At 29.2% G+C, this 15,329-nt stretch carries 16 protein-coding genes; 4 read left to right on the top strand and 12 right to left on the bottom strand.

Annotated features, from left to right (window positions below; translation table 11 throughout):
- Positions 1-94: 94 nt before the first annotated feature.
- Both MK115_RS04360 and mfd read right to left on the bottom strand, forming a co-directional pair.
- Complete coding sequence (locus MK115_RS04360) at positions 95-256, bottom strand: hypothetical protein (RefSeq protein ID WP_011818467.1); 162 nt, start codon at positions 254-256, stop codon at positions 95-97.
- 72 nt (positions 257-328) lie between these two features.
- Positions 329-3,838 (bottom strand): transcription-repair coupling factor, encoded by a 3,510-nt coding sequence (gene mfd / locus MK115_RS04355; RefSeq protein WP_287609640.1) that lies wholly within the window; start codon positions 3,836-3,838, stop codon positions 329-331.
- 74 nt (positions 3,839-3,912) lie between these two features.
- Between mfd and MK115_RS04350 the strand changes: the two genes are divergently transcribed.
- Positions 3,913-4,623 (top strand): TerC family protein, encoded by a 711-nt coding sequence (locus MK115_RS04350; protein ID WP_025894555.1) that lies wholly within the window; start codon positions 3,913-3,915, stop codon positions 4,621-4,623.
- On the opposite strand, the gene fmt is transcribed toward MK115_RS04350, so the two are convergent.
- The 10 genes from fmt to MK115_RS04300 all read right to left on the bottom strand — a co-directional run bounded on the left by fmt (position 4,620) and on the right by MK115_RS04300 (position 14,078).
- Positions 4,620-5,606 (bottom strand): methionyl-tRNA formyltransferase, encoded by a 987-nt coding sequence (fmt, locus tag MK115_RS04345; RefSeq protein ID WP_287609637.1) that lies wholly within the window; start codon positions 5,604-5,606, stop codon positions 4,620-4,622. The two genes, MK115_RS04350 and fmt, sit on opposite strands and share 4 nt — an antisense overlap.
- Positions 5,603-6,955, bottom strand: a complete 1,353-nt coding sequence (locus MK115_RS04340) for a TldD/PmbA family protein (protein WP_287609635.1) — start codon at positions 6,953-6,955, stop codon at positions 5,603-5,605. Before MK115_RS04340 ends, fmt begins: the two co-directional genes overlap by 4 nt.
- Before the next feature lie 3 nt (positions 6,956-6,958).
- Positions 6,959-8,380 (bottom strand): TldD/PmbA family protein, encoded by a 1,422-nt coding sequence (locus MK115_RS04335; protein ID WP_287609633.1) that lies wholly within the window; start codon positions 8,378-8,380, stop codon positions 6,959-6,961.
- A 31-nt stretch (positions 8,381-8,411) separates the two neighbouring features.
- Positions 8,412-9,584 (bottom strand): magnesium-protoporphyrin IX monomethyl ester (oxidative) cyclase, encoded by a 1,173-nt coding sequence (gene acsF, locus MK115_RS04330; protein ID WP_025890830.1) that lies wholly within the window; start codon positions 9,582-9,584, stop codon positions 8,412-8,414.
- A gap of 80 nt (positions 9,585-9,664) precedes the next feature.
- Complete coding sequence (locus MK115_RS04325; RefSeq protein WP_287609630.1) at positions 9,665-10,231, bottom strand: DUF2996 domain-containing protein; 567 nt, start codon at positions 10,229-10,231, stop codon at positions 9,665-9,667.
- A 59-nt stretch (positions 10,232-10,290) separates the two neighbouring features.
- Positions 10,291-10,734, bottom strand: coding sequence for a hypothetical protein (locus MK115_RS04320; protein WP_287609628.1), 444 nt, complete (start codon positions 10,732-10,734; stop codon positions 10,291-10,293).
- Positions 10,735-10,800: 66 nt separating this feature from the next.
- Positions 10,801-13,023, bottom strand: coding sequence for an RNB domain-containing ribonuclease (locus tag MK115_RS04315; RefSeq protein ID WP_287609626.1), 2,223 nt, complete (start codon positions 13,021-13,023; stop codon positions 10,801-10,803).
- Positions 13,024-13,095: 72 nt separating this feature from the next.
- Positions 13,096-13,407 (bottom strand): TMEM165/GDT1 family protein, encoded by a 312-nt coding sequence (locus MK115_RS04310; RefSeq protein ID WP_025881545.1) that lies wholly within the window; start codon positions 13,405-13,407, stop codon positions 13,096-13,098.
- Positions 13,408-13,734, bottom strand: coding sequence for a TMEM165/GDT1 family protein (locus MK115_RS04305; protein WP_025938398.1), 327 nt, complete (start codon positions 13,732-13,734; stop codon positions 13,408-13,410).
- The gene (locus MK115_RS04300; RefSeq protein ID WP_209128126.1) at positions 13,731-14,078 is read right to left on the bottom strand and encodes a YkgJ family cysteine cluster protein; all 348 of its coding nucleotides are present in this window, start codon (positions 14,076-14,078) and stop codon (positions 13,731-13,733) included. Before MK115_RS04300 ends, MK115_RS04305 begins: the two co-directional genes overlap by 4 nt.
- 82 nt (positions 14,079-14,160) lie before the next feature.
- On the opposite strand from MK115_RS04300, the gene psb30 reads away from it, so the two are divergent.
- From psb30 to MK115_RS04290, 3 genes are read left to right on the top strand one after another with little or no spacing between them, the layout of a single operon-like run.
- Complete coding sequence (gene psb30, locus MK115_RS09335; protein ID WP_144010216.1) at positions 14,161-14,238, top strand: photosystem II reaction center protein Ycf12/Psb30; 78 nt, start codon at positions 14,161-14,163, stop codon at positions 14,236-14,238.
- 15 nt (positions 14,239-14,253) lie between these two features.
- Positions 14,254-15,015, top strand: coding sequence for an HAD-IA family hydrolase (locus MK115_RS04295; RefSeq protein ID WP_287609618.1), 762 nt, complete (start codon positions 14,254-14,256; stop codon positions 15,013-15,015).
- The gene (locus tag MK115_RS04290; protein WP_025924501.1) at positions 15,002-15,328 is read left to right on the top strand and encodes a DUF565 domain-containing protein; all 327 of its coding nucleotides are present in this window, start codon (positions 15,002-15,004) and stop codon (positions 15,326-15,328) included. The genes MK115_RS04295 and MK115_RS04290 overlap by 14 nt, the downstream gene beginning before the upstream one ends.
- Position 15,329: the final 1 nt, after the last annotated feature.

Below are 15,329 nucleotides of genomic sequence, written 5' to 3'. Positions count from 1 at the left end.
CTTCTTTTACTGCTCTTATTTTAATGATAGGTTCATTTAATAGGTTATTTAAAGTCTCTAAGAGAAAGTCAAAACAAATTGTTTATAAATAATTTCAAATAGGTTGCATTAGGCCACCACTTCCTGAATCAGAATCATCATCATCATTTTCTGTTTCTTCTCCAAATAATGCAAATATGCCTAATACAATTGATGAAAGAATAATTGATAAGGGTAAAATCGAAGTTTGGATTCCGACGTCTATATATTCACCCATAAAATAAATAAATTTTTATAAACCTAACCGAAATCAAACTGATTCGCGGATTTTAAATAATTATTTAATAATTTAATCTCTTTTAATAAGTTCTTTATCGAAATTCTTTATTTCTCTTTCAAAAGACCCGAACCACAACATTAGTTGATCAATTTGATTTTGAATTTCAGTTGCACCTAAACCCCTTATAGTGATGATTGAAAATTGTTCGCCTTCATTAAAATTAAATTTATTTTGAACACTACTTGCCAAAGAATTTTTAAGAATTTTAAAAGTAGAATTTTTTAATTTTGTCTCTATCAAGATGTTTGGCTTTTTGAGCTTGATCTTATTAAAACCACATTTTTTAGCTAGTAATTTTAGTCTCATTATCATAATTAAGGACTCAACAGGTTTGGGTAAGTTTCCATATCTATTCACCCAGTCTGTAGCTAATTCAGTTAATTCATCATTATTTGAACATTCAGTAGCAGATTTGTAAGCCTCAAGCTTCTCTTCTCTGTTTAATATCCATGTTGCAGGTATAAATGCATTTATTGGTAGATCAATTTGAGTGTCGTTAACTTCAGGTATTTCTTGCCCACTGATTTCTGAAATAGCCTCATGGAGCATTTCTATATATAAATCATATCCAATAGCATTAACCTTTCCACTTTGTTCTTCTCCTAGTAAACTACCAACACCTCTTATTTCCATATCTTTCATTGCAAGTTGGTATCCACTTCCTAGTTCTGAAAAGTCTTTTATCGCTTTCAATCTTTGTTTTGCAGCGTCATTAATTTTATTTATATTTGGATAAAATAACCAAGCATGTGCTTGTACACCGCTTCTACCAACTCTTCCTCTAAGTTGATAAAGTTGTGAAAGGCCAAATTTGTGAGAATCTTCAATAATGATTGTATTTACTTTAGGGATGTCTAATCCACTTTCAATTATCGTTGTGCATATCATTAGATCTACTTCTCCATTATTAAAAGCAATCATTGCATTTTCAAGCTCTGTTTCGTTCATTTGCCCATGAGCAACAATAAATTTTAAGCTGGGAAACATATTTTTTAATTTGTTTACAGCTTGATCAATATCAGAAATTCTTGGAAGAACATAAAAAATTTGACCTCCCCTATCAAGTTCTTGATTAATTGCAGTTCTTATAACATCCATATCTATTTCAGATAAATATGTTTTTATTGATCTTCTTGATGGAGGAGGAGTATTTAGTAAGCTCATTTGTCTTAGTCCAGATAAGCTCATATAAAGAGTTCTTGGAATTGGAGTTGCCGAGAGAGTTAAAACGTCTATGTTGGTTTTGATTTTTTTTATTTTCTCCTTTTGCCTTACTCCAAATCTTTGTTCTTCATCAATAACTAGTAGTCCTAAGTTTTTAATTTCTATTTCTTTTCCTAAAATTTGGTGCGTTGCTACAACTAAATCAATTTTGTTATTTTTCAAACCTGCATAGATTTCCTTTCTTTCATTAACGGTTTTGAATCTATTGAGTAATGATACTTTTATTGGGTAAGGTGAAAATCTATTATTTATTGTTCTCCAATGTTGCTGAGCTAGGATTGTTGTAGGTGCTAGTAATATTACCTGTTTGCCTGATGTAATAGCCTTAAAAATAGCCCGAACAGCTACTTCTGTTTTGCCAAATCCTACATCTCCACAAACTAGCCTGTCCATTGGCTTATCGCTTTCCATATCAGATTTTATTTCTTCTACAGCAGTAATTTGATCAGGTGTTGGTTGATAAGGGAATGATTCCTCTAATTCATCTTGCCAAGGACCATCTTCTGGGTAAATGTAACCCTTTAATTTTTCTCTCTTTGCATAAAGTTTTAAAATATCGACAGCAACTTTTTTGATTTGTTTCTTATTTTTTTCTTTTATTTTTTCCCATTCTGTCCCTCCTAATTTATTTATTTTCGGCTTTATTTTTCCGCTTGATCTATATCTGTTAACACTACCAAGTTGATCAGCGGCAACACTTATCTTTCCATCTTGATACTGAATGACTAAATAATCTCTTGAATCTCCAGTTATATTTATTTTTTCTATTTTTAAAAATTTTCCTATTCCATGATTTTTATGAACTATAAAATCACCGGGACTAATCTTATTTACATTTATATTTGAATTGACACTTCTTTTTTTTCTTCTTATGAATACATTATTAAAAAGAGATTGTTGTGAAAATAATTCTTTATCTGTTATTAGGACAACTTTCCATATCGGAAGATAAAAACCCTCGATTTCATAATTGTTCTTATTTTTTAAAATTAAAGGAGTTGAATTATTAATTGACTTAAATGCTTCATCAATATCATTAGGATTGTTTAAGAAGTTTGTATTACATTCGTGCTCAAAAAGTAAAGTCCTAGTTCTCAATGGCTGTGCTGATAATATCCATACTTTTTCATTATTTTTTATATTTTTATTTATATCATTGGATAATTTTCCTATATTTTTAGAGTATGAATTTAATCTTTTATCGTTTAACAAAAACCTATTATCAATATTGACTTTAGATTCAAATTCATAAAATTTTATTAAATTAAAATTTCCTAGTGAATTTAATATTTCGTCAAACTTTAAATGCAAATTAGGTTTGGCCTCTAAATTAATGTCATTATTTTTAAGGTTCTCATTTAATTCATACGTACAATTATCAAAATTACTTTCTGAATCTAGATACCAATTATTTGCAAATTTTTTACAATCTTCTAATTCATCAATTACAAGAATTGTTTCCCTATTTATAAAATCTATTATGTTTGAGGGTTCTTCTTCAATTATTCCTAAATAACGATCAAGATTATTTTTATTTATATCTTCTGAATTAAAAAGATTGTTCTTAGATAAATTATTTAACTTATCTTTTATTAGCAAATCAAATCCAGCCTGTATTATTTCAATATTATTGATACTTTCTAATGTTTTCTGTGTATGGGGATCATATTCTCTTATTTTCTCAATTACATTATCAAAAAATTCTAATCTTATAGGAAACTCATTATTGACAGGATAAATATCTATTATTTCCCCTCTCCTACTCCAGAATCCTTCTGTTGAAGTTACATTATCCTTCGTATAACCCAGCAAAGTAAGTTTATTTGCTAATTCTTGAATCTCGATTTGAACCCCTTTTTGCAAATCTAACTTGTTTTCAATTAATAAGTTTTTATTTATTAGATGAGGTTGTAGTGATCTCTCTGTTGATATAACAATATTAAGTTCATTTTTCTCTTTTTTTATTAATTTGGATAAAACAGTAAGCTGACTAAATTCAATCTCTTTGGATTTATTAATTGATGAGTATGGTAGATGTTCTGTTGGAGGATAATATAAAACTGCTTTATCATTTATACTTTCAAAATAACCAATCCATTTGTAGGCAATTTCTACATTAGGACAAATTAATAATATATTTTTTTCCTCTTTTTTTGCGATGCTATCTAAGATTATTGATTTTGCATATCTACTTGAACCAACAATATTTAATTCATTATTTTTTGAAATTCTTTTTATTAATTCAGAAGTAATTTGTGAGTTCGAAATATAATCAACTAAAGTATTTAAACTCATTTATAGTTATCAATCTTGATTACAAATATCCGATACATTATATTAGATTTTATACTGATTGTGAATAATATTTGATGGATTCAGCCGCAATAAATTCTTTTATACCCACACTAGATCAGGTAGACAGTTGGTACGAAATCTTTACACTTTTACCAATATTAATTGCTCTAGAATTATTATTATCGGCAGATAATGCTGTCGCACTAGCTTCTCTTACTAAATCCCTCGACAGTTCAGAATTAAGGTCAAGAGCCTTAAATATTGGTATAACAATATCTTTATTATTTAGAATTATTCTCATCATATTATCTAATGTTCTTCTAAAGTTTATTCTTATTAGAGTTTTTGCTGGTTTTTATTTAATATACTTATTCTTCTCTAATGTTTTTTTAAATTCAGATATAGAAAACGCTGAAAATGGGACAGATAATAATAAAAATAATTTTAGGTTTTTAAGGGTTGTAGCGCTTCTTTCAATTACTGATTTTGCTTTTTCCATAGACAGTATCACTACTGCAGTAGCTATAAGTGATCAATACATATTAATTATATTTGGAGCAGTGATTGGAGTATTAGCCTTAAGATTTACATCGGGGATTTTTCTAAAACTTCTGGATATATTTTCTAGATTAGAAACAGCCGGTTACGTAGCAATTTTAATAGTTGGGATTAAACTTTTACTAAATACGTTAATTAAAGAATCTATTCTTCCAGACTATTATTTTTATTTTTTGATTCTTTTTGCTTTCATTTGGGGATTCTCTAAAAAAGAATCTAAAACTTAATCTGAGAGATATTCACCTACTGATGGCTTTAACTGTTGAATCAATTGCTTTTTGCTAGAAATGTTTTTGCCTTCAAGTTTTGCTTCTAACAAAATAATCGGATCAGTTTTAGTTGAAATTATTATTCCTTCATTTTCTATTACAGCAAGAATAATACCTGGTCTTGAATAATTGCTCATGAAAAGGTATTTTTCATTTTTAATTTCATCACTACTCAAAACTTTGATTTTAAGTATTTTTAGGTTCTTACCTCTAAAAGTTGTATTTGCTCGTGGGTATAATCCTTTTATTTTTTGAGAAATTTTAATTGCCTCATTACCCCAATCAACTTTAAAGTCTGATTTTTCAATCATTCTTGCGTAAGTAATTTCTCTTCCAAGGGTATTTTGTTTTGTTAATTGAGGATTAGTATTTTTATTAATATTTTCTTCGATTAAAGATGTAGCATTTAAAAATAATTTTGCCGATAAAATACTAAGTTTTTCCGATAGTGTATTTAAATTATCGTTATTATTGATTTTAATTTTTTCTTCCAACAATATGTCGCCAGTATCTAGTCCCTCATTCATTTTCATAATTCCTACACCAGTAAATTCATCGCCTTTTATTAGGGACCATTGAATTGGGGCGGCACCACGCCATCTTGGAAGTAATGAAGCATGTGCGTTCCAACAACCAAATTTTGGGATTTCCAATATCTCTTTGGGTAAAATTTTCCCGTAAGCTATAACAATAAATAAATCACAAGAAAGTGATTTAAGTTCATTTATAAAATCTATATTGCCCCTGATTTTTTCTGGAGTATAAATTTTTATAGATTCTTTCTCAGCAATGCTTTTTACAGGTGAGGCTATTAATTTATTTCCCCTAGATCTCTTCTTATCCGGTTGGCTAACTACTGCAATTACCTCGTGCTTAGATTTAATAAAAATATCAAGACTAGGAATTGAATATTCAGGTGTTCCCCAGAATATAATTCTCACGCGTCACCAGTTATTGATAATTCATCTACCCATATATGTGGAGAAATTCCACTTGTTGTTACCTCCTGGCTTGATTCAATATTTACTATATTTTTCAAAAGATATTTGATATCCCCTGCTACAGTGGCAGATTCTATTGAGATTTTTTTACCGTTTTTATAGAGCCATCCATCAAATGGAAGAGAGAATGAACCTTGACTTGCTCTGACACCTGCATGGATTGCATTTAATTCTTCAATATAAACAAATTCTCCCTCATAAGTAGAGTGATCTAATGATGTTTTTAGATCTGAGTTTTCCTCTGATTTCTCAACTACTATCCAATCAGGAGATACTGAGACTTTTGATCCTAGTCCAGCGTGGCCTGTGGGGATTGTTTTAAATATTCTTGCAGTTGATTCAGAATGTATAAAATTTTCAAGTCTCCCTTTGTTAATTAAACATAGTCTTTTGGTAGGAGTTCCCTCTCCATCAAATGGTGATGAAGAAATATTCTTTTCGTGAAGACCATCATCATAAATATTAAGTGCTTCTGTAGATAGTTTCTCTCCAATAGAATTTTTATTAGATAAGCTAACTCCATCTAAAATGCTTCTAGCATTAAACATTGAACTAAAGGCATTAATGATCGTTAAAAAAGACTCTGGGGAAAAACATATTAAATATTTATCAGTTTTAATAGATGAATAATTTAAATGAGAAATTGTTTTATTTGAAGCCTCTTTAATACACGACTCTATATCTATATCATCAGCTCCATATCCAAGTTTTACGGAACCTGAACTACGAGGCTTCTTATTTTTCTCTTCTGCTCTTGCATATAAATATAGTGCTGCTTGACTTTTGGAATAACTTCGAAAGGCACCCTCACTATTTGCATAAACTCTCTCAAAGAAACTCTCAGATAAACCATTATATGGAACAGATTTTATGGATTCATGACTTTCTAATAGTTTTACTTCCGCTTCTCTTAAAAGTGTAAGTAATTTTTTTATTCCAACAGGATTTCTTTTTTTAACTTCCTTAACTTTAATAGGATCCTTCGCTAGTGGTGAAAATTCTGTAGTTTCATTCTTATTGCCGAAATCAGAAGCTATATTTGCTTGCTTAAGAGCCTTTTTAATACCAGATTCACTAATATCACTTGTTGTAGTAATACCAACTAGATTAGATTGATTCCAAACTCTTATAGTTAAAATTTGCTTTTGTGATGCCTTAAGTTGTTTAGCCTCTCCTTTATCTACTTGCACAGAATAATCATTAGAAAAGCTTGCTCCATAATCCCATTTTTTAAGATTTAGGAAATCTGCAGCTTTGGAGATTTGAGTTGTGATTTCTCTTGAATTCATATCCTATCTTCCGCCAACAGTGATTGAATCAACCTTAATATGAGGTTGGCCAACAGTTACGTTGACACTTCCACTAATGGATCCACAGAATCCAGGAGCCAATTCGAGATCATTTCCGCACATTGATATTTTTGGCATAACTTCTTTAGCCTCACCGATCAATGTTGCTCCCTTTACTGGACTAGTTAATTTTCCATTTTTAATAAGATATCCTTCTTCTACCGCAAAATTAAATTGTCCTGTAGCACCTACACTGCCACCACCCATTGATTTGCAGTAAAGACCTTCACTAATACTATTGATTAAATCCTCTTTCGAGTGCTCACCTTTAGCTATATAAGTATTTCTCATTCTTGAAGCTGCAGCAAAAGAATAATTTTGTCTTCTTCCACTTCCTGTTCTTTTATGGCCAGTTCTTAATTCACCTGCCCTGTCGGATATGAATTTTTTTAAAATTCCATCTTTTATAAGAACTGATTTTTCGGGTTCCATACCTTCATCATCTACTGATAATGAACCAAAGGATCCTTCTGATATCCCTTCATCTATTGCTGTTACAGATTCATGTGCAATTTTTTCATTCAATTTATTCTCAAATGGTGTTGTTCCTCTCTCTATTTGAGTAGTTTCAAGTAAATGACCGCAGGCTTCGTGGAATATAACGCCACCAAATTTATTAGCTAATACAACAGGCATTTGTCCCGCATCAACATAATCTGCATACAACATGTTCATTGAACTTTCAAACACATCATTAGCTGCTTTTTCGTGATCCCATAATCTGAATTCATTAGGCATTCCTGACGATCCAAATCTTCTACTTCCACTAGATCTATATTGGGCATCACTTGCAATTACGTTGAGTCCAACTGTTTGATGCAATCTAATATCTGAGACATAGGTTCCGTCACTGGAGGCTATAATTACTTCTTGCAGATTTCTTGAGTAACTTCCTTTTCTAGTTATTATTTTATTATTTTTTTTTAAAGACTTTGTGCTAACTAGTAGTTTTTCACTTATCTCATGAATAGATGGGACTTCATTAATCCATTTTTTCTTGGATAAACTATAGTCCCTATGTTTATTTAAACCGTTAAATACTTCTCTTTTGTTGTCTGTTATGTCTAACATCTCAATAGCCTGAGATACCGATCTCATCAAGCCATGCTTTGTTAAATCATTTGTACTTACAAATCCATCCTTTTTCCCCTTGAAGATTCTAATGCCAGCACCCCTTCCAAATGATGGACTTACACTTGTAATAAAATCTTCTTCTGCTAAAACGCTTGAGTTGTCAGTATTCTCTATAAATATTTCTACAAAATCAGCACCAAGTCCAATGCCGTAGAAAATAATTTCTTCTAATAAATCTTTATTGCAACTACCAAAAACGATTTCATTTGATTTGATTTGTGACGAAAGCATATGAGTCTATAAATCTTCTCTGTATTAAAGATTATCTAATCGAAGGTTGGAAATCTTTGCTATCAAGAGGTTTTAATAAGTATAGTCTTAATAACTGGTAACCGTTTGATAAATATTTAGGTAATTTTTTAAAAGTTTTAGATACTTTATTTCCATCACTGTTTGCAATATCGGAAAGAACCTTATTATTCTCTACTATTTTATCTAATCTTCCATAAAAAGATTTATCATAAACGTCCATTACTACAGGGAAAACTCTAGCTGCAGTTTCATTTGTTTTATTAATAACAAACTGGTCGTAATCTCTGGCATCTAAACCTAAAGAACTGTAGAAATCTTTTTTAATTCCCAAATCCCTTGCATACATAGTTGCAAATACAGCTAATAGAAAGAACCTAGACCATAACTTGGATGTTAATGGAAGATTATTCAAAAAATATCTAAACCTATGGAAGTAGTCAAATAATGGGTGTGTAAAAGTAGAGCCGCCAATGGTAATTTTTTGGCTTAAAGATTTAACAGTACGTGGCTGTGCTTTCATTAATGCGTCAAAGAAATCCCCATGTCTATTTTCATCTTGACACCAATTTTCAAAGTAATTAAATAGTGGAAAAATTTTGCTATCAGGGTTCTTTTCGAGATGCCTATAAATTGCTATGTATCTCCAATAACCTATTTTTTCGGATAAATAAGTAGCGTAAAAAATACTTCTTGGAGGGAAATAAGTGTAATCTTTATTGGCTGTTAAAAAACCTAAATCTAACTGAAGTCCAAAGTCACTCATTGATTTATTTAAAAAACCTGCATGTCTTGCTTCATCTCTGGCCATATGAGCAAAACATTCAGCAAGTAGAGGGTTTTTGACTTTAATTCTCTTACTAAGTTCCTTATAAAGTAAAAAACCTGAAAATTCTGAAGTACAACTTCCCTCGAGAAAATCAACAAAAAGCTCTCTTGTCTCAGGATCTAATTTTTCTGCAGCGCCTTCAAATTCACTATTTCTTACAAAATGATGTCTATTGTAATCTTTCCTAAATTCCTCACATATAGCTTCCAATTCCTCCTCGTTTATTGATAAATCCATATTTTCCATAGCCTCAAAGTCTGTTGTATAGAATCTTGGGGACAAAATTGTTTCTTTTGCTGGTATCTTTCCATTATTAATATCTTTTTTATTTTTTGATTCAACAGTTGATTGAGCCATTTTTTATTCGGTTTATTAATACTATTATTTACTATGATTTGTATTTTCGAGGGAAAAGTTAACTTGGTGTTATTGTTTTTCTAATTAACTCCTATTAACTTTTGCCCATTCAATCTTTGAAGTACTCTTGAAATAATTAATTTTAGGGTAATTCTTTTTTCGTCAATAAGAAAAGATTCAATAATACTTGGTTTTTGATTAGGTTTTGATAAAGAAATACTTTTTAATGAACTAATGTCATCCTTCTCAAAGGATAACCAAAAGTTACATGTATCTTTAATTTCACAATTTATTACCCAACATTTATCTCCAGCAATAGGTCTATTTGTGTTAGTGAGGTTAATATTGTTTATTTCTAATCCTCTTTGATTAATTTCCTCAGTAAGTGAAGGAATTAGGTGCATGTTAATAAATTCTTGGAAAGGCTTTTTCTCTACTGGGAGTTCTTTTTTGGGTTTTGTTATAGGTTTTTCGGGAGTATTAATTTCATTTTTTATAACAACTTTAGTAGCAGAATCACCATTATTTATATCCATATTGATAACTTTTTCTGATTTAGGTCCTTTTATTTCCTCAGAGTTTGATTTAGTAGTGTTGTCAGATATTTCTTTATTTACTTCATTATTTTTGTCTAAATTTTCTTCCATAAAAAAAACTATTTATTCTATTATAAATTAAAAAAACATTTTTTAATTAATTTATTTTTCTACCAATCATTATCAGCATTATCCCAGTCATCTTTAATATCTTGATTTGAATAACTTTGATCTTTTTTTAAATTATTATCATTCATATTTTTGACTACTCTGTAATTAACAGAAATTGTTGGTTGAGTTTCTCTAATATCCCTTTGTGGCGGCATCTCAACGTTTGGTTCCATTTCTTCCTCATTATTATTAGATACAAAATCATCTTCCACATTTTCGAAAGTTTTTTTTCTGAAACTAGTACTAGTAATTGTTGTATTCAATAAAGTGCTTACAAATAAACCAGAAAAAAACGAAATACTGATTAACTTACCTATACTTACTTCTTGGAGGGTCCATTTAAAGTATCTAAATGAAGTCTTCTGATTATTATTTGTATATAATAAAATTTGAAAAATTATTATTAAAAAAAGAGTTAAAAGTAAATATTTTTTCTTAAACATAATTATAAAAAGTTATCTTAAATTTTTTTGGTTAATATTTCCATAATATATTTTGTGAAAATTTATTTATGTTAATTCTAAATCAATTTGATATTTAAGAATATCGACTTTTATTATTTTTACTTCTATTGCATCTCCAACTTTATATGATTTTTTAGATTTTCTTCCAATCAATAGATTTTGCCTTGACCTGTATTCATACCAATCATTATTAAGAGTGCTTACGTGTACTAAACCCTCTACATTTAGTTCTGATATCTCAACAAAGAAACCATATGTTTGCACTGATAAAATAAACCCACTATAAATATTACCTAGTAATTTTTCTGCTTTTCTTACTTTTTTTATATTTATCATATTAGATTTATATTGGTTAACTTTGTACTTGAATTCATTAAGTTTATCTATCACAAACTTGTTAAATAATATTTCTAGATTTTTTGAAATTGATGAATTAAATATATCCCAATTTACTAATTCTAATGAATTACTCTCAGATATATTAATTTCATTTATATTATTTTTCTTTGATTTCTTACCATTTATTATCATATTAAAAATACAGTACTGATTTATAAGATTTGTGAAGTCAAATCCAGGAATTGTCCATGGAGAAATAAATAATTTTTCTGATTCATCATTATCAGGATCTTTAGATATCAACCTTATTTCATTGTCCTTAAATTCATTAATTAGAAGTTTATGTAAGATTCTTTTTTTATTATCATCGCCACATAATTTAATTACTTGACTAAATGTCAAATTGCCATCTTCATTAAGCTCTACATCATTATCAATAAATTCTGAATATTTGATAATTTCATTAGCATTAACGTAATCTATTCCATTTGAGATGTATCCTGCACTTTTTAAGCCATATTGATTTGAATGTTTGAACCATATTAAATTAGCTTCATATAGTATTGGTGAAAGGTAAGTTTGGCAATCTTCTTTATTTAATGATTCAAAATATCCTTTTGAATATTCAGCTGGATTGTGAATAAAAAATTCTTCTAGTGCTTCAATCTTATTCAGTGGCGCAGGAATTTCCACCTTACCCTCCAAAAGATGGTTTTCTCTGAATGAACATGAAATTTCTAGTATTTTATCTAAATCGTCGACATATTCCTTTATAGGTTTTAATACCCGAGAGGTTATTCTTGATTTGCTTTTTCTAGATAGAAGCGCGTCAGTATGATCACTTCCAACAATAAGAGTGCATTTTACTAAAGTAAGATGAAATGACCAATCAATTATTTCATTATCACTATTTAAATTGACACAGAGGCTTATTGCTTCATTCTTTTCACCAAATTTAAATTCAGAATCATTTCTTATGGCTTCACCAAGGTAGTTTTGCCAATCATTTAATAAGGGTAATGATTCAAAGCCTTTGAATAATATTTCTAGAGATTTTTTACTATTTAGATCTACTCTTTCTGCAAGATTATTTGTATGTATCCATAATTTAGTATTTTTATTTTTTCCCTGCTCTATTTGAATCATTGGGAGCATTGGAGAATTATTAGAATTCCAACTTTTGAATAAATAAGAGTTTTTATCTGTAAGGTCTATCCTCTCCCTTTGTTCTATTTTTTTTGATTCAATATGATTTAAATCGTATGATTTAACGATATTGCTTTTAGATAAAACAAAGTCTGTATCATAGTCTTCATTATTGTTTAGTTTTAGTTCTTGTATCACATGACCTAGTCCTTCTTCTTGACCTATGGGGAATCTATCAATCTCAACTTTTACTATATTCTTATTGTCTGGATTGAAAGTGTATTTTTTATTCTCTTTTGGAAGTTTAATTTTAGAAAGGATCCTATCGTCTATTGGGATTGCATATACATCATTGTTTATTATTTCTACTTTAGAAAGAAGTATTTGATTTGATCTTTCAAGAATACAATCAACTATTCCTTCAGGTGATCTTCTTCTATATCCCTCTTTTATTATCCTTACTAAAACTTTATCTCCATTCCATGCATAGTTAAGTAGATTTTCTTTAATGTAGATATCTTCTTTGTCTTTTCCTCTTACAGCAAAGCAATAGCCTTTGCTACTACATCTTATTTTGGCGACAAGATGATCACTATCTTTTATGCAAGTATATTCATCATTTTCATTTTTATTAATTATTTCAAGTTTTTCTAGAGCTGTTAAAGCAATATCTAATTTATCCTTATCAGATTTCTTTGTTATTTTTAATAATCTGCATAATTTTTTATATTCTAACCCTTCTGACTGATTAAGATTATCAATTATTGAAGATGATGTGAACATGATCTAAATGAAATTATAAATTAATTTAGGGGTATACACTTCATTATTACACCTTATTATCCAAGCTTAAAACTAATTATTTTCTTTCTCTTCTTTTTCTTCTTTTTCGATGGTGAAAGAGTTGATAAAAAGCCTTATACCAATGATGAAAAATGTAATGGACGCTATTGACTTAAGAACTACTTCGGGTAAAAAACTTGAAATAGAACCACCTGTTAAAGCTCCTAGTAAACTTGCAAAAACAAGTGCTGAAGAAGATCCTAGAAAAACTGCTAATGGTTTATTTGAAGTGCCACTTATAGTTAAAGTAGCTAGTTGAGTTTTGTCACCTAATTCAGCTATGAAAACGGTTAGAAATGTTGATAGTAATAAACTTAAAACCATTTATAAATAATTTTTGAATGTTTCATAAGCTAAAAATATACTTATCAATATCATTAAAGTACCAGTAGATAAAGCAAATTTGCTAGGAGATATTTTTTTTGATACCCATTTACCAATAAGAACTCCTACTATGCTAGAGCTTATTAATGCTAGAGAACTTCCAAGAAAAACAATTATTGGCCTGCCCGATTCAGCAGAAAGCATTAATGTGGCTATCTGAGTTTTATCGCCAAGTTCAGCAATAAAAATTGTTGTAAAAGTCGTTATAAATATTGAAAAAAAACTTTTTTCTAGATTGTTTTCTTTTTTTTCTAATTTACTATTCATTTTCCTGAAACAGCAATTCTAAAAGTTTTCATCTCTTTACTTTGGTATCCATAATTTGATGAAATATGTTGTTTGCAGCAATCTATTAAAAATTTATCACCAGATTTCAAATATCCTTTAAATGAAGTTGAAAATTCACTTACCCGGCAAAAATGTGGTCTGGTTTCATAAATTAAGCATTTTTTATTTTCTCTGTCCAGGTTTTTACACCAACCGTCTTTAGCCGTCATCGAATTTATCAAAGCTATATCTTCTTTGTTAAGTTTGTTAGCCAAATCGCTTCTTTCGTTCAAGTCGAATTTACAACAAGCTCCACAATTTTCTATACATGTCCATGATTTCATAATTTAATTCAATCTTGTAACGTATCAGTACAGTTTCGTCATTTATTTGTAAAAATAGTATCACAAAACATATTCATTAATCATGGCAACACTTATTCCTTTGGCTGTAGTTGCGTTAGCAGGACCAGCAATAATTGCTCTTGTATTTTACCGTAAATAAAAGAAATTCTTTTTGGTGACTTATCTGGAGGGTGTTTATTGGGATTTAGATGGTACCATCGCAAATACTGAATTAGAGGCCCATTTACCTGCTTTTAATAATGCTTTTAATGACCTTGGTATTGATTGGAATTGGGATACTAATACATATATAAAACTTCTGAAGATAAATGGGGGCAAAAATAGGATTGCTTATTACGCTAAATCTAATAATGATAATTTCTCAGAAGATTTAATTCTCAAAATTCATGAAACAAAGCAGTTTCATTATTTAGAAATTATAAAAAAAAATTGCGTTAGTTTAAAAACTGGTGTTTTTAGATTAATAAATGAATTACATAGAAAAAAAGTAAGACAATTTATTGTTACTTCAAGTTCAAGAATTCAAGTCAATCTACTTGTTGATTATCTTTTTAATGGCTTCAACCCTTTTGAGTTCATTATTTCAAGCGAAGACGTTGAATTAAAGAAACCAAATCCATTACCATATTTAAAGGCAATCCAATTAAGTGGTATAAACAAAAACAACTCAATTGTTTTTGAAGACTCCAATCCAGGATTGAAATCTTCCTTGGCAGCTAACTTGCCAACAATTTTTGTTCCTTCAAATATCCCAATTGTTCTTGAGGAAAATATTAAATTAGATTGTATTTTAGACAGTCTTGGTGATCAGAATAATGTGGCAAATGTAATTAAAGGCCCTAAACTAAAAAAATCATATGTTGACTATAACTTTCTAAGTGATTATTTAGTGTCTTTTAGTAATGCAAAAAACTAATTTTTCAAGAATTACCTACCAGTTAAATAATTTATTTTTTGGTTTTCTAAGTGATACTTGGAGAACAAAATCTATTGGTCTAATTTCTGTTTTGACAGGTTATTTTTTGTTCGCAAATTTTATTACAAAATTTATATCTGAAGGTAAAAATGAGTTGATAATGGTCCCAATAATTATTATTTTTATTGAAATCATTATAAGAATTAAACCTGCCGCAAGTTCAAAATTTTATTATCTATGGACCGTAGTTGATAAATTAAGAATTGGTGCAATTTATGCCGTTATACTTGAAGCATTTAAATTAGGATCTTAAA

Source organism: Prochlorococcus sp. ALOHA_ZT_50 (assembly GCF_022447305.1).
Taxonomy (GTDB): domain Bacteria; phylum Cyanobacteriota; class Cyanobacteriia; order PCC-6307; family Cyanobiaceae; genus Prochlorococcus_A.
This window is presented reverse-complemented; position numbering and strand designations above follow the sequence as displayed.